Annotated in this window: 14 protein-coding genes; 5 read left to right on the top strand and 9 right to left on the bottom strand. The window is 71.3% G+C overall.

The annotated features are described in order from the left end of the window. The first annotated feature begins 63 nt into the window (after nucleotides 1–63). Nucleotides 64–486 (top strand): globin domain-containing protein, encoded by a 423-nt coding sequence (locus SFY69_03220; GenBank protein MDX2131049.1) that lies wholly within the window; start codon nucleotides 64–66, stop codon nucleotides 484–486. 43 nt (nucleotides 487–529) lie between these two features. Further along, nucleotides 530–2386: an aspartate--tRNA ligase gene (aspS, locus tag SFY69_03225; GenBank protein ID MDX2131050.1), complete on the top strand. Its 1857-nt coding sequence runs from the start codon at nucleotides 530–532 to the stop codon at nucleotides 2384–2386. 9 nt (nucleotides 2387–2395) lie between these two features. Here the strand turns inward: aspS and SFY69_03230 are convergent, their stop codons facing one another. Together SFY69_03230 and SFY69_03235 are read right to left on the bottom strand one after the other, a co-directional pair. Continuing rightward, the gene (locus SFY69_03230; GenBank protein ID MDX2131051.1) at nucleotides 2396–3769 is read right to left on the bottom strand and encodes a dicarboxylate/amino acid:cation symporter; all 1374 of its coding nucleotides are present in this window, start codon (nucleotides 3767–3769) and stop codon (nucleotides 2396–2398) included. Nucleotides 3770–3854: 85 nt separating this feature from the next. Continuing rightward, the gene (locus tag SFY69_03235) at nucleotides 3855–4568 is read right to left on the bottom strand and encodes an SDR family oxidoreductase (GenBank protein ID MDX2131052.1); all 714 of its coding nucleotides are present in this window, start codon (nucleotides 4566–4568) and stop codon (nucleotides 3855–3857) included. Nucleotides 4569–4633: 65 nt separating this feature from the next. Between SFY69_03235 and SFY69_03240 the strand changes: the two genes are divergently transcribed. Continuing rightward, nucleotides 4634–6271, top strand: coding sequence for an extracellular solute-binding protein (locus tag SFY69_03240; protein MDX2131053.1), 1638 nt, complete (start codon nucleotides 4634–4636; stop codon nucleotides 6269–6271). 9 nt (nucleotides 6272–6280) lie between these two features. Beyond that, nucleotides 6281–7870, top strand: a complete 1590-nt coding sequence (pyk, locus tag SFY69_03245; protein ID MDX2131054.1) for a pyruvate kinase — start codon at nucleotides 6281–6283, stop codon at nucleotides 7868–7870. A 9-nt stretch (nucleotides 7871–7879) separates the two neighbouring features. On the opposite strand, the gene SFY69_03250 is transcribed toward pyk, so the two are convergent. After that, nucleotides 7880–11008 (bottom strand): hypothetical protein, encoded by a 3129-nt coding sequence (locus tag SFY69_03250; GenBank protein ID MDX2131055.1) that lies wholly within the window; start codon nucleotides 11006–11008, stop codon nucleotides 7880–7882. Then, nucleotides 11005–12072, bottom strand: a complete 1068-nt coding sequence (locus SFY69_03255; protein ID MDX2131056.1) for a KpsF/GutQ family sugar-phosphate isomerase — start codon at nucleotides 12070–12072, stop codon at nucleotides 11005–11007. The genes SFY69_03250 and SFY69_03255 overlap by 4 nt, the downstream gene beginning before the upstream one ends. 60 nt (nucleotides 12073–12132) lie before the next feature. Here SFY69_03255 and SFY69_03260 point away from each other — a divergent pair, with 60 nt between their 5' ends. Then, entirely contained in the window at nucleotides 12133–12996 is an 864-nt protein-coding gene (locus tag SFY69_03260; GenBank protein MDX2131057.1) for a segregation/condensation protein A, read from the top strand. 19 nt (nucleotides 12997–13015) lie between these two features. Here the strand turns inward: SFY69_03260 and SFY69_03265 are convergent, their stop codons facing one another. From SFY69_03265 to SFY69_03285, 5 genes are all read right to left on the bottom strand, one after another. After that, nucleotides 13016–14737, bottom strand: coding sequence for an ATP-binding protein (locus tag SFY69_03265; protein ID MDX2131058.1), 1722 nt, complete (start codon nucleotides 14735–14737; stop codon nucleotides 13016–13018). 19 nt (nucleotides 14738–14756) lie between these two features. Continuing rightward, on the bottom strand, nucleotides 14757–15629 hold the full coding sequence (locus tag SFY69_03270) for an ATP-binding protein (GenBank protein MDX2131059.1): 873 nt from the start codon (nucleotides 15627–15629) through the stop codon (nucleotides 14757–14759). Nucleotides 15630–15688: 59 nt separating this feature from the next. After that, a complete protein-coding gene (locus SFY69_03275; GenBank protein ID MDX2131060.1) occupies nucleotides 15689–15985 on the bottom strand; it encodes a cold shock domain-containing protein in 297 nt (98 codons plus the stop codon). A gap of 252 nt (nucleotides 15986–16237) precedes the next feature. Beyond that, the gene (locus SFY69_03280) at nucleotides 16238–17410 is read right to left on the bottom strand and encodes a hypothetical protein (protein ID MDX2131061.1); all 1173 of its coding nucleotides are present in this window, start codon (nucleotides 17408–17410) and stop codon (nucleotides 16238–16240) included. A gap of 388 nt (nucleotides 17411–17798) precedes the next feature. Continuing rightward, nucleotides 17799–18869, bottom strand: a complete 1071-nt coding sequence (locus tag SFY69_03285) for a hypothetical protein (GenBank protein MDX2131062.1) — start codon at nucleotides 18867–18869, stop codon at nucleotides 17799–17801. Nucleotides 18870–19001 lie beyond the last annotated feature (132 nt).

The raw sequence follows: 19001 nt of genomic DNA on the forward strand, positions 1-19001 counted from the left end.
CCCCCGGTCATCCCGGAGGGCGGGGGAGTCGATGCCACCCCTCGACGAGACGAGGGACGAGCGATGACTCAGGCAGACTGGAGACAGGTGCGGGCGAGCCTGGCGGAACTGGAGCCCTGCGGGCCGGCGCTGGTGGCGATGGTGGTCCGCCGGCTGGGCGACACGACGCCCGAGGTGCGGGCGATGCTGCCCGCGGATACCTCGGCGCTGCACGCCCGGTGGTTCGCCACGCTGCGCCAGGTGGTGGAGCACGCGGACCGGTTCGGGAAGGTGGCGGGCCCGCTGGCCGACCTGGGGCGCCGGGCGCACCGGGCCGGGGCGCGCGCCGGGCACTACCGCGCCGGTCGGGACGAACTGCTGCGGGCGATGGCCGAACTCTCGGGGGATTCGTGGTCCCTTCCCGTCGAGCGGGCGTGGGCGGAACTGCTCGACGCGGCGATCGGGGCGATGCTGAGCGGCTCGGTGCCGCGGGCCCGGGCGGCGTAGACGCTCTCGCTGCGTCGAGATTGCCTGTTGCTATAGTCGGCCCATGCTTGTCCGAACGCACACGTGTGGTCAGCTGCGCGACGCCGATGTCGGGCTCACCGTCCGCCTGAACGGCTGGGTGAACTCGTACCGCGACCACGGGAACCTCGTCTTCATCGACCTGCGCGACCGGTACGGGATCACCCAGCTCGTGTTCGACCGCGAGGCCGGCACCGACGGGGCGATGATGGACGCGGCCGACAAGCTCCGCAACGAGGACGTCATCGCCGTCGAGGGCACGGTCCGCCTGCGCGTCGGGGGCGAGAACCCGAAGTTGACGACCGGCAAGGTCGAGCTCGTGGTGACGCGCCTGGAGGTGCTGAGCAAGACGGACAACCCGCCTTTCCTGCCCGACGACCTGACGAAGCTCCCCAACGAGGAGCTCCGCCTGACGCACCGGTACATCGACCTGCGCCGCCCGAGCATGCAGCGGGTCTTGCAGGCGCGCCACAAGGTGTACCAGGTGACGAGGCGGTACTTCGACGAGCAGGGGTTCCTGGAGGTCGAGACGCCCATCCTGTACAAGAGCACGCCCGAGGGGGCGCGCGAGTTCCTGGTGCCCAACCGCAACGTGCCGGGGAGCTTCTACGCGCTGCCCCAGAGCCCGCAGCTCTTCAAGCAGATCCTGATGGTGGCGGGGTGCGACCGGTACATGCAGATCTGCCGCTGCTTCCGCGACGAGGACCCGCGCGCGGACCGCCAGGCCGAGTTCACGCAGATCGATCTCGAGATGAGCTTCGTGCGGCGCGAGCAGATCATGGTGATGGTCGAGGGGTTCGTCCGCCGCCTCTGGGGCGAGATGACCGGGTACGACGTCCCGCCGATGCAGCGGATGACCTACCGCGACGCCATGGAGGACTACGGCATCGACCGCCCCGACACGCGGTACGGGCTGAAGATCCGCGACATCTCGGACTTCGCGCGGACCGTGGACTTCGGCATCTTCAAGGCGGCGCTGGAGAAGGGCGCCGACCGCCCGCTGTTCAACAGCAAGCGGGGCGTCGTCAAGGCCATCCGCGTGCCGGGCGGGGCCGAGAAGCTCACGCGCAAGATCACCGACGGCTACACCGAGTTCGTGAAGGGCTTCGGCGCGGGCGGGGTCGCGGTGGTGAAGGTCATCGCGGGCGAGGGCGGGCAGGCGAAGCTCGACACGGGCATCGCCAAGTTCCTCGAGCCCCGCAAAGCCGAGTTCCTGGCGCTGCTGGGGTGCGAGATCGGCGACACGGTGCTCTTCGTGGCGGACGTCTACTCGACCGCGACCAAGGCGATCGGCGAGCTGCGCCAGAAGGTGGCGCGCGACATGGGCGTGGTGCCGATCTCCGGCGCCGAGGGCGGCCCGTGGAACTTCCTCTGGGTCGTTGACTTCCCCATGTTCGAGAAGAACAAGGACACCGGCAAGTGGGTCGCGATGCACCACCCCTTCACCAGCCCGACCGACGAGCAGATGCAGGCCTTCCTCGACGCCGACGAGAACGACGAGGTCACCATCGAGGCGATCGTCTCGGCGGGGTACGACGTCGTGCTCAACGGGCAGGAGATCGCGGGCGGCAGCGTCCGCATCCACGACCGCGCGGTGCAGAGCAAGGTCTTCAAGCTGCTGGGGCTCACGCCCGAGCAGGCCAGGGAGAAGTTCTCGTTCCTGCTGGAAGCCCTCTCGTACGGGGCGCCCCCGCACGCGGGCGTGGCCTTCGGGCTCGATCGGCTGGTGATGAACTTCGTCGGGACCGACAACATCCGCGACGTGATCGCCTTCCCCAAGACGCAGATCGGGGCCGACCTCATGACCCGGGCGCCCAGCCCGGTGCCCGAGGCCCAGCTCCGCGACGTGCACATCGCGAGCATCGTGCCCCCCGCACGCTGAACCCCCGGATCACTCGAGCGCGGGCTGTCGCAGCTTCCCCTCGCTCGCCGCCACGATCGCGGTGCCCATCGCGTCGCCCGAGACGTTGATCACCGTGCGGCACATGTCCAGCACGCGGTCCACCGCGAGGATGATCGCGATCCCGTCGACCGGCACCCGGATCGAATCGAGCACCACCGCCATGACGACCAGGCTTCCGCCGGGTATCCCCGGCACGCCGATCGACAGCAGCGCCGCCATGAGCGCCACGGTCATCGTGTCGGCGAAGGTCATGTCGACGGCGTACAGCTGCGCGAGGAACGTCACGACGATCGCCTGGTACAACGCCGTCCCGTCCATGTTGAACGACACGCCCAGCGAGCAGACGAAGCTCGTGATGTCCTCGGACGCGCCCAGGCGCTCGCGGCAGCACTGCATCGTGACCGGGAGCGTCGCGGCCGAGGACGAGCTCGAGAACGCGAAGAGCTGCGCGGGCGCCATCGCCCTGAAGAACCGGCGCCACCCCACCCGGTTGTCGCGGGGCGTGAGCAGCGTGGTGAGCGTCGGGTAGAGCACGAACAGGATCAGCCCCAGGCCCAGCACGACCACCGCGCAGTACACCGCCAGGGCCTTGAAAACCCCCAGCCCCAGCCCGCCGATGATCGTCGTCATGAGCGCGAAGACCGCGAACGGCGCCGCGTGCATGAGCAGCTGCACCAGCTTCAGCACCGCCTCCGCCAGGCCCTCCAGCACCGCGATGACGGGGCGCGACCTGGACTCCGCGACGAGCGTCAGGCCCAGGCCGATCACGATCGACAGCACCACGACCTGGAGCATCTGCGCGTTGGCGATGGCGTTGAACGGGTTCTCGGGGATCGTGTCGAGCACGATCCGCCAGGCGCTGTAGTCCTGCGCGCCCGCGCCGGCGCTGGCCGCCCGTGTCGCGGCCTCGCGCGGGAGGTTCTCGCGCAGCGCCTCATCGACGAGCGTGCCGGGCGCCAGGAGCGTCGCCAGCGCGACCCCGAGCACCGAGGACGTGAAGCCCGTGAACAGGAAGATCCCGATCGTCTTGCCCCCCACGCGACCGAGCTTGCGCGGGTCGCCGAGGCTCGCGACCGCCGCGATGAGCGAGAAGAGCACGATGGGCACCGCGATGAACCGCAGGCAGCGCAGGAACAGCTTGCCGATGAAGTCCGTGCCCTGGGCCGCGAACCGCGCCACGCCCGCGAGGAACGAGGCGTCCGAGTTCGCGTCGCTGGGCTTGCCAGCGAGGTACGCGGCCCCGTCGTTGACCCCCAGCGAACGCCAGGTGTCGGCGGTCCACCAATGGTTGACGGCCAGGCCGACGAGCGCGCCCAGTACGAGCGCGATCAGGATCCGCCAGTGCAGTTCGAGCTTGGGCATGCGGGCGAACGGTACCACGGCGCGCGGGGGCCCGGGGCGGCGGCATGAACTCCCCCGGGCACGCGGGGGCGCGCACCCGAGCGCCTCACGGGCTGGGCAGCAGGATCGTCTCGCCGTTCTGCCCGTCGCGATCGCCCAGCACGCACTCGACCACGACGTTCGCGACCCGCTCGGGGCGGAGCGTCTTGGAGGTGGGCAGGACCTTCTCGGGCACGATCGTCCGCAGGAGCGCCGTCTCGACCGCGCCCGGCGCCACCGCGAACCCGCGGATGCCCAGCGGACGCCCCTGAATGGCGACCGAACGCGCGAGCGAGTTCACGCCCGCCTTCGCCGCGGCGTAGGCGTACAGCATCGGGAAGGGGTCCACCGTCGCCATCGACGAGACGTTCACGACGACCCCGCCCCGGCGCTCGTCGCGCGCCAGGCGCTCGAGCGTCGGCCACACGCGCGCGATGAGCAGGCACGGGGCGATCGCGTTGATCGCGAACACGCGGGACGCGATGTCGACCGTCGTCTGCGGGATGGTCGCCGCGGGAGACCACCCGGCGTTGTTGACCAGCGCGTCGAGGCGCCCGAGCTGCCGCACGGCTTCGTCGGCCGCCCCCTCGCAGGCGCGCGGGTCTTCCAGGTCGGCCGCGATGCACACGTGCCCGGCTCCCCGGCACATCGACGCGGTCTCTTCGAGCATCGGCCCGCGCCGGCCGACGAGCGCCAGCCGGTAGTCCTTCGCGGCCAACTGCGTCGCGATGTGACGCCCGATGCCCGATCCCGCTCCGGTGATGATCGCGGCGAGAGCCATGGTGCACCCCTTCCCCGCGCCCCTCGAGGCGGGCGCGCGTTCGCGCGGTTTCCTATCATCGCGTCGTGACCGTATCGCGCCTCGGCATCTTCGTCCTCCTCGCGGTCATCCTCGGCGTGCCCTTCGCGATGCGCCCCCGCGCGGCCCCCAGGGTGGGCGGCGCGGATGTGCCGACCCTGGTCGTCGTCACGCCCCACGTGCCCCAGATTCAGAACGAGTTCTCCAAGGGCTTCGACCGCTGGCACCGCCGGGAGTTCGGCACACCGGTTGCCATCGACTGGCGACAGCCGGGAGGCACCAGCGAGATCATCAAGGTGCTCGAGGCGCACTACCAGGCGGCGGCCTCGGCCTTCGACTTCAGCGATCCCAAGAACCCCACCTGCCCCGCCGGCGCGTGCGCGTACGACATCATGTTCGGGGGCGGGTCGTTCGATCACGGGCGGCTGAAGACCGGCACGCGCGTGAGCGTCGGCGGCGCGGACCAATCGATCCCCATGTCCGAGCCCGCCGGCTTCGAGCAGGCCCAGCTCGACGAGTGGTTCGGCGAGAACACCATCGGCGCCGGGCGCCTGTACGACCCCGACCAGTTCTGGCTCGGCACCGCGGTGTCGGGCTTCGGCATCGTCTACAACCGCGACGTGCTGCGCGAGCTCGGCCTGCCCGAGCCCGCGTCGTTCCGCGACTTGGCGCGCCCGGAGCTGCGCGGACGGCTCACCTTCGCCGATCCGCGCCAGTCCGGGTCCGCCGCAACATCGCTGGACGCCATCCTGAGCCGCGAGGGCTGGGACGCCGGCTGGCGGCTGCTGCGAGAGATGTGCGCGAACGCGCGGACGTTCACGAACTCCTCGCCCAAGCCTCCGATCGACGTGAGCCAGGGCGATTCGGCGGCGGGTCTGGCGATTGACTTCTACGGGCGGGGCCAAGCGCAGGCGGTGACGCCCCCCGGCGTGCCGCCGTCGGAGAGCCGCGTGGGATACGTCGACCCGCCGGGCGAGACGTACATCGACGCCGACCCGGTGTCGATCCTGCGCGGCGGGCCGAACCCCGAACTGTCGCGCCGGTTCGTGCGGTTCTGCCTGAGCGACGAGGGGCAGGCGCTGTGGCAGTTCCACGCCACGGGCACGCCCGCGGGCGCATCAAACCCGCGCGGGCCCGGCGGGGAGCCCATGGGCCCCGAAGTGAACGAACTGCGCCGGATGCCGGTGCGCCGCGCGATGTACCAGCGCTACGCGAACGCGTTCGTCGACCGGGGCGTGAACCCGTTCGAGATCGCGAGCACGGCAAAGCCCGCGGGGTGGCGTTCGGCGATCCCGATCATGATGGGCGCGTTCGCGATCGACAACGCCGGGCCGCTGCGTGAGGCGTGGGCCGCGCTGCTCGCCGCCCGCGCGAACCCCGCGACAGACGCCACGCGGCTGGCGGCGATGGAAGCGGCGTTCTACGCCTTTCCGACGACGCCCGGGCCCGACGGCGCCCCGCTCGCCTTCACGCCGGAAAACTACAAGGCGATCAGCACGGTGTGGCGCGACCGGGCGGCCCGGGCCCGGTGCGAGATCGCGTACACCCGGTTCTTCCGTGCACGGTACCAGGAGGTCGTCGCGCTCGGGACGGGGCAGGCGGCGTCCCCCCGTGCGGGCGGGCCCCAGGCCGTTCACACCCCGATCCTGACCGGCGTTGAGCCCGGGGCCGGCGCGGGCCGATAGAGGGAGCGCATGCCGACACACCCCGAACCGGCCGCCGTCGCGCTCGCGAGCGAGGTGCCCGCGCCGCCCATCCTCGCCAGCATCGTCGCCACGATCGGCCCGGCGAGCGATTCGCCCGAGACCATCCGGCGGCTCATCGCCGGGGGCGTCGCGGTCTTCCGGTTCAACTTCTCGCACGGGGGGTTCGACGCGCACGAACGCCGCCTCAAGGCCGTGCGAGAGACCGCCGAGTCGATGGGCGTGCAGGTGGCGTGCCTGGGCGACCTGCAGGGCCCCAAGATCCGCGTGGGGACGATCCCCGCGGGCGTGGGCGAAACGTCGTCGTCGGGCGGGGGCAGTGTGGTCGTCGCCGTCGGGCAGGACGTGGTCTTCTCGCGGAACGTCGATCTCGCGAGCGTCCGCGCGGGCGACCTGGGCCCCGAGCCGGTGCTGCCCGTCACGTACCCCGCGCTGGTCGACGAGGTGACAATCGGCCAGAAGGTGCTCATCAACGACGGCGCCATCCGCATGCTCGCGGTCGAATCAAACCCGGCCCGGGGCGAACTGCGCTGCCGCGTGACGGTGGGGGGGCGGATCACCAGCGGCAAGGGAATCAACCTGCCTCAGAGCGTGCTCTCGGCCCCCGCGGTGACGGAACAGGACTGGGCGTGCGTCGAGTGGGCCGTCCGCCACGGGCTGGACTTCCTCGCCCTCTCGTTCGTCCGCACGGCGGACGAAGTGCGGGCGCTCAAGGCGCACCTCGACGGCGTGTACGAGCGTCGCGAGGGGCCCTGGATCCCCGTCGTCTCCAAGATCGAGATGCCCGCGGCGGTGGCGAACCTCGACGCGATCGTCGACGCGTCCGACGCCGTCATGGTCGCGCGCGGAGACCTGGGCGTCGAAATGGACCTCGCGCAGGTCCCGGTGGTGCAGAAGCGCATCGTGCGGACGTGCGCGCTCTACGGCAAGCCCTGCATCGTCGCGACGCAGATGCTCGAGTCCATGATCGAGAACGCCAGCCCGACGCGCGCCGAGGCCAGCGACGTCGCGAACGCGATCCTCGACGGCGCGGACGCCGTCATGCTCTCGGCCGAGACCGCCACCGGACGGCACCCCGCGCTCGTCGTCGAGACCATGGCCCGCATCGTCGACGCCGCCGAGACGCTCCAGCGCGAGCGCAACGACCCGCACGCGGCCCCCACGCGCCTGACGGCCAGCCACCGCGGGACCGCGGCCCTCGCGCAGGGCGCGTACTCCATCGCGCACGACCTCAGGGCCGTCGCCGTCGTCTGCTGGTCGGAGAACGGCGGGACGGCCCGGTACCTCAGCCAGAACCGCTTCCACATCCCGATCATCGCGTGCTCGAGCGACGCCCGCGCCTGCCGGCGCATGGCGCTGCTGCGCTCGGTGACGCCGATCTGCATGACGCCCCCGGGCACGGGCACGCTCTCGGAGTGGAACGCCGCGATGGACCAGTACCTGGTCGCCAAGGGCATCGGCAAGCCGGGCGACGCGGTGGTGCTCCTCGCGGGGCGCCCGCTGGGGCAGGCGAAGAAGACGAACACGCTCACCATCCACAAGATCGGCGAGGCGACGGGCTTCACGCAGTTGCTCGCCTAGCCCGCACGCTCAGCGCGGGGCCGACACCGGGCCCACGCCGAGCAGCTCGATCCGGTCGCCGTCGAGGTACCACTTGATCCGCTCGGCCCGCAGGGGCGACGCGGACTGCGGGTCCGTCAGCGTCACCGGCGACTCGCGCGACCACGCGTCGACCAGCGAGGTCGGGGCGTCGTACGACAACTGCCCGCAATCGAGGCGCCGCCCGTTCGCCATCACGACCACCGCGCCCGACGCGTCCGCGCCGAGCAGATCGCCCGCGGGCGCGTCGGCGGGTCGGGCGTCGCCGTCGGCGTGCTCGCGGAAGCGTGCGTCCAGGCGATCGCAGCGCAGGTCGGTGCGCGAGTCGCCCTCGCCCTGCTGGTGCACGAGGCGCACGTCGTCGTGCAGCGACGCGGTGCCGCGCGGGCGGTCGAGCGTCAGCCCGCCCCGCCACGTGAACAGCGCCGTTCCGCGCTGGCCGACGCCGATGCCCCCCGGCGCGCCGGGGCGCGTCGTCGCCTCGGCGGCGGACCGGTCGAGCGCCAGCAGCTTGCCCGCGCCGGGCACGTCGAGCGTGCCGCGCGTCTGGTCCGCGACGATCTCCGCGCCCTCCAGGTACAGCAGGCGTTCGAGCGTGCGGGGCTCGGCGCCCGGCGCGTAGCGGCGCGCCTCGACCTTGCACATGCCCGAGTCGCTGGTGAGCGTGACCGACCGGACCGTGCGGCGCGAGCCCTCGTCCGTCGGCGTCGTGTCGATCAGCAGCACCGCCCGATCCGCGCTGAGCGTGTCCGTGCTGTCGCGCCCGCGGGTCAGCGTGCCGCGGACCTCGCCGTGCACCTCGGCCCGGGCGAGTGTCTCGTCGTAGAGCAGGCGCTGCGTCCAGCGGACCTCGGCCCGGGCCGTCACGGGCCCGGTCTCCGATGCTTCCGCGTGCGTGAGCGACCCCGGGCCCGACGCCAGCAGCGTGCGCGCCGCGCCGTCGAGCGTGAACTGCTCGCTGTGGATCGACGAGTCGCCGCGCGAGATCGTCGCGTCGCCGGTGAGTGTCGCCAGGCGGCGCGACGGGTCGGCGTCGAGTTGCCGGGCCGTCGCGCGCGTGTCGTCCTCGCCCTCGAAGCGCACGCCCCCGGTGCCCAGGACGCGCCGCGCGACGGGATCGCCGTGCTCGTCGGCCTCGAACTCCGCCTCGATACGCCCCGCGCCCAGGCGCGTGTTCTTCTGCACGCCCTCGGCCCGCCCGTCCACCACCACGCGCTGCAGGCGCGTCGCGCCCTCGGGCGACCACGCGAAGATCGCGTCGATCGTGTCGCCCCGCACCCCGCCCCCCTCCGCGTCGCGGCCCGTCGCGTCGCCCACGGCGTGCAGGCGCCGCAGCGCGGGCGAGCCCTCGGCGTCGGGGGCGAACTCCGCCGTCATCGACTTCGCGCTCAGCGCCCCGCCCTCCGACGACGCCCGCGCATCGCCCGTCAGGATGGCGCGCGTCAGGTCGCGTGTCATCGTGCCGTCACGCACCGCGAACTCGAACACAGCCTCCGTCGTCCACGACACCACCCGCGCTTCGCCCGCCTCGCCCGCGGGCTGCCCCACGCCCGGTGCGCCAGCGAGCCCGGCCGCCGGCGCGTCGCCCGTGGCCCGCAGCACGCCCGCGCCCGGCACGACCACCCGCCCCGTCGCCAGCGAGACATCGAAGCGCGACGCGCTCGCCTCGCCCCGCCCGGGCGCCGCGAGCGTCGCGCCCGAACTGCCGGCCCCCCACAACGACAGCTCGCGCCGAGTCGCGCCGTACTCGAGCGTCCGCCCGCTCGCGGTCACGTCCGCCTCGGTGTCACGCGCCACGACGCCGCCGGCGACCTCCGCCGCGCACCGCACGTACACGTGCTGGCGCTGCATCGCGCCGGGCGGATCGGTCGTCGGCCGGATCTCCAGTGCCCCGGACCACGTGATCGTCACAGGCTCGTCCGGCGGCGCCTCGTCGTCCTGTCGCGCGATCGCACCGGGAGTCTGAGAGCCTTCGACAACTGGCGCCGGCGGCGGAGCAGCCGTCGGCGCGGGGGCGGTGCCGCTGGGCCGCGCCGGCTCGACGTTCGCGCCCGCGCGGGCGGGCCCCAGCGCGTCGGGCGGAAGTGCGTTGTCGACGAGCCGCACGAACAACTCCGCGGCGGGCGCGGCCAGCGACTGCGACCCTCGCGAGATACGGACATCCCCGGACGCGAGCGTGTGGTAGATCGTCTCGACGTTCGCGCCGCCCGTGCCGCCCTGTGCAACGACGCTCTGGGCCGGCCCGACCGGCGCGCGCGACGGGCCCCCGCCGGCGACGGGCGCCGAACCCGCCGGCACCAGCGCATCGCCAGCCGACACGGCCGGCGCGGCGCTTCCCGACGCGCCTGTCGGCGTGCCGACGCCCGCCACTGACGCCGCCTCCGGCCGAAAGACCAGCGCGCGCGTCGAGCCCACGCGCAACCGCTCCAGCCTTCCCGCGGCTTCGTTCACGACCAGCACGAGGTCCGACCCGTCGAAATCCGCCCGCGCCGAGCGGAACGAGAACTCCCCGGGGATCGTCAGTTCGCCCCGCTCCGCGTCCACGAGCAGGCGCTCCGTCGCGAGCGACACCAGCGGGACGCCAGTCGCGGGGTCCGGCCGCGCAGACCCGGGAACTTCGTCGTACAGCCGCACGCGCACGCTGCCGGTGAGCACCACGTCGTCCGGACGTCCGTCCGAGCCTTCGGGCGGCACGGTGGCTTCCCCCGCCTCGCCCTCGACCAGCAGCGACCGTCCGTCCTCCAGATACACCCACGCGCTCGGACGCTCCATCCGCACGCGGCGCTGCGCCAGCGGCTCGGACCGGTCCGCGCGGATCTCGGCCTGGATCCGCGTCGGGTCGCCCGGGTCCACCACCTGCAAGAACATCTTGCCCGCGCCGCCCACGCCCTGGATCGCCCCGCCGCCCGTGCCCAACTCGCGGACATCCGGCGGCGGCGCCACTACCGGCGCGGGGGCATCGGCATCACCGGCCGACGGCGACCGCGCGACCATCCACGCCAGCCCGCCGATGACCACAAGGCCGACGCCCGCCGCGACGCCCAGCCCGGTGCTGCGCGCCGACCCGCGGCGCGCAGCACGGCGCTCGCCCCGCCCCGAGGCTCGGATGTGCGGCGTCACGCGCGGCCCCCGGGCTCGTCCGCCACCAGGCGCAGCGCGATCAGGTCCTGCACGTCGAGCAGACCCACCGGACGCCCGTCGCCGTCAACCACCGGCGTCTCGTCCTGGCGGAACTCGCGGAACATGCGGACGGCGTCGCGCACGAGCGCCACGCTCGACAGCGTGCGGGGCGACGCGGTCATCACCTCGCCCACGGGGCGCGAGAGTTCGTCCGGCCCGCGCAGCACCAGCCGGCGCAGGTCGCCGTCGGTGAAGATCCCCGCGAGGCGCCCGTCGTCGTCGACGATGAGCATCGCGCCCGGGCGCCGCCCGCCCTGCGCCGCCCGCACGAGCGCATCGCGCACCGACAGGCCTCGAGCGAGCAGCGGCAGGTTCTTCCCGGCCACGAAGCGCATGACGTCCGTCACGGGGCGCATCAGTTCGCCCAGCGCACCGCCCGGGTGCCGCCGGGCGAAGTCGGCGTCGGTGAAGTTGCGACGCTTCGCCGCGGCCAGCGCGAGGGCATCGCCCAGCGCCATCGTCGCGGTGGTGGAGCTCGTGGGCGCGATGAACTCCGGCGCACCCGCCTCGCCCGAGGTGTGCAAGCGCAGCGCGACCGTCGCCAGGCGCTCCAGCGTGCTCGGCGCGCCAGGCTCGCCGACGCACGTGATGGAGATGATCGGCAGCCCGTCCTGACGCAGGATGCCCGCGAGCGCCACCACTTCCTCCGTCTCGCCCGAGCAGGAAATGCAGATCACGGTGTCGGTGGGGCGGAAGCGCCCCAGGTCGCCGTGGGCGGCCTCGGAGGGGTGCACCGCGTGCGAGGGGATGCCCAGCGAGGCGAGCGTCGCCGAGATCTTCGCGCCCACCAGCCCGCTCTTGCCCAGCCCCGAGATCAGCACGGTCCCGCCGCGCTCCGCGCACGTCACGATCAGGCCGACCGCCCTGGCGAAGTCCTCGCCCAGGCCGCCCGCCGTCGCCTGCAGCGCCCGGGCCTCGTGCTCCAGCACGCGCCGGGCGAACTCGATCTCCCCCGAGGCCGTCACCGGGCGGGCGTGGGCCGCCGGTTCTCCCGTCATCGTCATGGACAAGCGTAAACTGCCCGGAGCGGGCGGGCGCGGCACGGGGGTCGCACGAGGGCGAGCATGCAGATCGACGAGTACAAAGTCCGGCTCGACGCGTTCGAAGGCCCGCTGGACCTGCTGCTGTTCCTCATCAAGCGCGACGAGGTCGACATCCACGACATCCCGATCGCGCGCGTCGCGGAGCAGTACCTGTCGTTCCTCACCGCCCTGCGCGAGACCTCGCCCGCGCGCCTCGACATCGACGTCGCCGGCGAGTTCCTCGTCATGGCCGCCACGCTCATGGAGATCAAGAGCCGCGTGCTCGCGAAGGACCGCCCCGGGCAGGCGCCCGCCGGCCCGGGCGACGCGCCCCCGCCCAGCCAGGATGACCCGCGCGCCGACCTCGTGCGACAACTCATCGAGTACAAGCGATTCCGCGACGCGGGCGACGCGCTCGAACGCCGGGGCGAAGAGTGGCGTCGACGCGCCGGGATCACCGGCGTCGACGTGCCCGACGAGAGCCTGCGCGCCGCCCTGGCGCAGGCCGAGGACCTCGACCTCGACGACCTGAGCATCATGGACCTGGCCGACGCGTTCGCGCGCATCGCCGAGTCCGTGAACTTCGAACGCCTGGGCGACCACGAGGTCACGTACGACGACACCCCCATCGAGGTGCACGCCGAGGAGATCCTGGCGCGCGTCACGGCGCCCGACGCCGGCGACGCCCCCGCGGGCCGCCCGGGCGTCGCGCTCGCGTCGCTCTTCGAAGGGCGCACGCGGGGCGAGATGATCGGGCTCTTCCTGGCGCTGCTGGAACTCGTGCGCACGCGCCGCGCGGGCGTGCGCCAGGACGAGCACAGCGGCATCGTCGTGTTCCGGCGCGAGCCCGAGCCGCCCGCCGACGCGTCGTCCGCCGTGGGTGCCGACGCGCCCGCCGGGGCCTGAGGTGCCGGGCCGCACCGGCCTAGCGCCCGCCGAGATCGCCCGGGAACATCGGTCCGCGTGAGGCGGCCGTCGCCGACGGATCGCCCATGCCGTGGGCGTCGGCGGGGATGAGAATCCGGAACGTGGCGCCGCGCCCCTCGGTGCTCTCCAGCACGATGCGCCCGCCGTGGTCCTCGGCCACGCGCTTCGCCACGGCCAGGCCCAGGCCGGTGCCCTTGATGCCCTTGGTCGTGTTGAACGGCTCGAAGATCCAGCGCTGCTTGCTCGCCGGGATGCCCGGCCCGTTGTCGATCACCGCGATCTCGGCCTCCGCCGCTCGCCCGCCCCCGCCCGGGTGGTACAGCCCCTTCACCGTCACCGCCCCGTCGCCGGGCGGGCACGCCTCGATCGCGTTCGTCAGCAGGTTCATCAGCGCCTGGTGCATCAGCGCGGCGTCCATCGGCACCGGGGGCATCTCGGGATCGACGTCCGAGATGATCGCCACCTGCCGGGCGGCCGCCTGCCCTTCGAGCAACTGCACGCAGTCGTCCACGAGCGTGCCCAGCGGCGCGAGGTCGACCTCGACGCGTCGCTGGCGCGAGAACGCGAGCATGTTCATGGTGAGGCTGATGATGCGCGAGAGATTCCGGTGCAGAATGGGCCACCCGCCCGCCGCGATCTTGAGGTCTTCCTTGCGCAGCCCCATCTCGACCAGGTCGGCCCCGCCCCGCAGCCCCTGCAGAATGTTCTTGATGGAGTGCGAGAGGGAGGCGACGGTCTCGCCGATCGCCGCCAGGCGCTCGCTCTGGAGCTTCTGCTGGTGCGCCTCGGTGTTCGCGAGCGCGAGCCCCACGTGCTGCCCGATCGCGTTCAGCAGCGCCAACTGCTCGGGCGTGAACGTGTAGTTCGCCATCGTCGAGTCGATGTAGATCGCCCCGAACGTCCGCTCGCCAAACCGGATGGGCGAGCAGATCGCCGAGCGGATGTGCAGTCGCTGCACGCTGTCCCCGCTCTGGAAGCGCGGGTCGTTCATCGCGTTGCTCGACAGCACGCCCTCGCCCTTCGTCAGCGTGTGGAACAGGATCGTGCGGCTCACGAGGATCTTCGCGTCCTCCGGATCCAGCGGCGCCTCGCGGTACTTCACCGCCGCGGGTGTCGGCGGCGCGTCGGGCGTCTCGCCCGCCAGCATGATGCACCCGCGCTGCGGCTTGAACTCCGCGAACACCAGGTCCAGCACCACGCGGCACAGCTCCTGCCGGTCCATCGGACGCGTGATCAGCGTCGTCAGGCGGTAGATCACCCGCAGGTGGTCCACCGCCGCCGCACGCGGCTCGGGCTCGGCCAGGATCACCGAGTCGTCGTTGCCCCCCGGCAGCAGCAGCCCCGGCGGGGTCGTGCTCGGAAGCGTCCGATCGATCGACGCGTCCATCCGCGACGGCCCGACCACGCGCACCACGTCCGGGTCCGTGCTGTCCGTCACGCCGTACACGAACAGCGTCTGCCCCACGCGGATCTGGTCCCCCACGCGCAGGCGCGTCCGGTCCGCGATCCGCACGCCGTTCACGTGCGTCCCGTTCTGCGATTGAAGGTCGCGGATGTACCACCCGCCGTCGTCGGGCGTCAGTTCCGCATGCCGACGCGACACCGCGTCGTCCGAGATCGGCAACGCCTCGCTCGACCGCCCGATCAACTGGGGCTCGTGCGCCGGCAGTTCGTACTTCCGCCCCTTGTCGGGCCCTTGCAGCACGGTGAGGATCAGCACGCCGGACGATACGGGGCGCCTAGCCCGCCGGCTCCGCCCCGGGCAGCGTTACCGTGAAGTCCGTCCCCTTCCCCGGCTCCGTGTGCACGTCGATCCGCCCGCCCTGCGCCTCGATCAGCCGGCGCGACGTCGCCAGCCCCAGCCCGCTCCCACCCGCCTTCGTGGTGAAGTACGGCGTGAACAGGCGGCCCAGCACCTCGGGCGCGATCCCCGGCCCCGTGTCGATCACGTGCACCCGCGCCCGCCACGACGGGCCCTCGCGCGTCCGTTCTGTCCGGATGATGAGCTCGCGTACCGCCGCCTGGGCGCCGTCCCCGCCCCCGCCCCGCGTCATCGCCTGCACCGCGTTCAGCATCAGGTTCAGCACCGCCTGCTTCACCAGTTGCACGTCGATCGTCGCCCACACCTCCCCGGGCGAGAGGTCCGTCCGCAAACGCACCGCCTGCTGCAGCGCCTGCGGCTGGAAGAAATCGGCCAGTTCCTCCACCACGCCGTTCAGGTCGGCACGGGCGAGATCGGGCCGCACTTCGCCTGCGTACGACAGAAAGTCGGTCAGGATGCCCCGCAGGCGTTCGACCTCGCGCCGCAGCGACGTCACGCGACGGACGAGGCGTTGGCGCTCGTCGGCGGGCACGGGCCGCCCGTCCGGCAGTCCCTCGATCGCCTCGCCCAAGAGCTGCGCGTTGAGCCCGATGGTCGAGAGCGGGTTCTTGATCTCGTGCGCGAGCCCGGAGGTCATCGCGCCCAACTCGGCCAGGCGTTCGCCGTGCTGCGCGCGTCGCTCCGCCTCGAGCGACCGCTCCCGCGCCGCTCGATCGCGTGCGCGCGCCGTCAGCCCAGCGATCAACCCGCCCGCCAGCATGCCCAAAGTAAAGACCGCCGCCCAGATCACGGCCTGAGTATTGCGGGCCTGGGCGCGGCACGCGTCGGACGGGGCGCCTGTGAGGCCGGTCAGGAAGGCCGCGGCGCGCGGGAATAGCCGGTGGGCTTGACGGCGTCGGTCACCTCGACCCGCTCGATCCGGGCCGCCCGGGTCGCCTTCCAGCCCTTGTCCGACTTCACGGCGTCGTAGTTGACCGCCGCCCCGTCCTTCAGGGCGCGGAACCCCTCGCCCTGGATCACGCTGTAGTGCGTGAAAATGTCCTGGCCCTCGGGCCCGATAATGAAGCCGTACCCCTTGCGAGGGTCGAACCACTTCACGACGCCCTCGACGCCTTCCAGATCCGGCTTGGGTGCCTGGTCGTCCATGCCGAGGACTCCCGGCGAACGCGAGCGCACCGCGCCCGCCCGCCACGACCGCGAACTCTACCCAAGTTACCACGACAGGCGGCGTCGGTCAAGGTTATTGGCACGAAGCTCCCGAACTCGCGTTCCCGTTCGAATCCGGGCGCGCGGCTGGATGCGTGGCCGGGGACACCTTGTGGACTGCCAGTCCTCGGAAACGATCGAGTAGTCGCGAATTAAGCGTTCACCACGCCCGCCGCGTGCAGTCGGCCCCGTCTAACGCGGACCAAAGTCGGCGGCGTGGACGCCCCCGAGGGTGTGCATCAGCGGATTGGACGAGATGTGCCGGCCATACTCGAAGCTCGTGTCGCCGGGTCGGTAGAAGGGTGCCATGCGACCGACGGCGATGATCTCGGCGTGGCCATCGACGCAGCCGCCGGCGCCTTGCGGCGACGTGCGTTCGGTCGACTTCCACAGCGCATCGTCGCTGATGAGCACTTTCGATCCCGGGTGAGCGACCTCGCTGAGTTTGACCGCGCGGAACTGCACCGGAGGATGCTTGCGCGTAAACGTGCTCCAATAAGCCGGGTCGGCTATAAAGACGCACGGATACTGATAATCCCACGTCGGTTCGGGCGAACGGAACGGGCTGCGAATGCTGCCGCGTGTGGTTGTTCCGTTGTAATATCCATGAGAAAGTGCTACGGGCCACATGAAGTGTGCGTGGAAGTAGCCTACATTCCAGATCCGGCCGCTCGGGTCTTCGAGGGGGGTGGCGGGGCCGGGCAGCGGCTTCGTGAAGTATGGGAACTGCTCGCGATGATCGGCGCTGTAGAGGAGGAACACGCCCGCGTGCTGGCGGAGGTTGTTGAGCGTGCCTGCGTCTCGACCCGATCGACGCACGTGGCGAAGCACCGGAAAGAGGATAGCCAGCAGCGCCACGACCACCACAATCACAATGAGCATCTCGAGAACGGAAAATCCCCTCGCGCCGCGCGAGACCGAGGCCCGAGGCGATAACCCGCCGCGTCCTCTGTTGGCCGCCAGCAGCATTGCGGGCGGCAGTGCGAGAAATGCGTTCCTGGCAATCACCCATCCGGCTTCGTGCTGGAACGCCACGTGCCGCGAAAAGATCCCAAAGCACGCACAGTCCGGAGGGCCGCTACCGAGTGCTTCGATGCTGTAGGCTGCCGAAAACGTGATCAGAACCACGAGCATGCAGCACGCATAGACTGCTCGCTTCTCTGGGAAACATGCAAAGCCCACGAAGAGCAAGATCTCAATGGCCGGCAGCCCGATGACAAGGCGTGCGCGCAACGAGGGTTCGCTGAGCAAAGTCCAGCCCGCGAGCTGGGCCTCGAACTCGCCGAGGTCCATCAACTTTGCGAAGCCCGTCGCGGCGAACGCCGTGCCCGTGAGCCAGCAGAGGATGACGGAGAGCCGGCGCATGTCGACCCCTCACGGGCAAGCAGTAAGCGGCGTATCGAGGCGAGAAGGGGTGCATTGAAGCTCTTCATTTGGCCCTTGCTTGCAGACCCCATTGACACAGTACCGCTTTTCCCACTTGCATGTGACCGGTGTTTCTTGCACGACAGTTGTCTTGTGGCCGCTCGACGATGTGGGTTGCACATAGTTTATGGTCGAATCGATGAGAATCACGTCGACGCATGTTGTAGAGCCGCATTGCTGGGTGCCGGGTCCCGGCGCCACGACGCTGCAGCATTGTACCTGGGAGTTTACATAGCAGAACTGCGCCCAGGCCATGGAAGTGAGCAGCCCCGCCGTACCAATCACCACAACACACGAGAGACGACCAAGCATGTGAATCTCCTTGGCTTCAGGTACTCCCTCGACGAACACGCCACCAGACCGCCGCGCCGAGCAATGCCGTCAGCGAACCACCGATCGCCCACCCAGCCCAGCGGAACATCCGCCGGGCTGCACTCTGTGGCGTCTCCTGGAGGTCGAGTTGTATCATTCCCTCCGGCGTGTGGCGGATCGCGGACGGCACGGTGCCGCGAAGATCAACGAGAGTCATCGGCGGCGCCTCCGTAAGAAGTGCATCGGGGGTGCCCGGCGTCGGAGTTCGAGCGAGCGCCGCGACTTTCTCCCGCGGCGGCGTGCCAATGTCGATCAGCGTTGCCGTTCGGCGATAGCCATCATTGGTAGACTGCTTGACGACGCCCGCGGTCCAGAATCCGCTCCGTTCACGCCATTCCGAGTACTCGGTTCGGGACGTATCAGATGTTACTGCGAGCACGGTGCCTCGACCGGCGCCGGGATCCCAGCTACCCACCGCCGTATATTGCACAGGTGGCTCGCCGACATGGGCCACCGCCTTCCAACTACTTCCGGAGTGCTCGGTGACCCGCCACGTGCGCGTCCGTGGAGGCAAGTCTGCGAGTCCGCCCGTTGTGAAGTCGAGGATGTCGACCAGGTACTCGAAGCGGAGGTCAGGGTAGTCTCGACCATGGGGCGGGCGCTCCGCATGCACAACCGTGACCTCGGTCTGGTACCACATCCAGGCGTCGTCGCCCGATCCGCCGGAGTGCCAACGCGTGCCGTCCGGCCCGGCTTCGTCCTTTGCAATTCTCCACAGGTTGTCCGCCGCAGCGAGGTATCGGGCGGTCTCGATTCCCTTTTCTGCCGCGTCGCGCATCTTCTGCTGCCGCCCGCGAAGCGGGTGATCGGGGAACTCGGAAAGGTCACGCGCGAGTGCCTCTGTGGTCGAAGGATCAAGCGGGATTCGCAGGTTGACTTTCCAGTTCGCTTCAACAGCGAACTTGTTGCCGACCTGAGCCCCTAGCGCACTCCGCCCGTCCACCCACCCTTGAACGTGTTCCTGCGGTACCGGCTGCGCAACCGCATGCACTCTTGTGCAGCACATCGTTGCGACGAAGGCGAACACACACTGCCCTCGGCGCGCCCTCGGGCTGACACGGGAGCCAGCCAACACCACAGGGCGATCGGGCGCGCCGGGGGGGGGGGGGGGGGCCGCGGGGGGGGGGGCGGGGGCGGGGGGGGGGGCGGGGGGGGGGGG

It is taken from the genome of Planctomycetota bacterium, from assembly GCA_033763975.1.
In the GTDB taxonomy this organism is placed as follows: Bacteria; Planctomycetota; Phycisphaerae; order Phycisphaerales; family UBA1924; genus RI-211.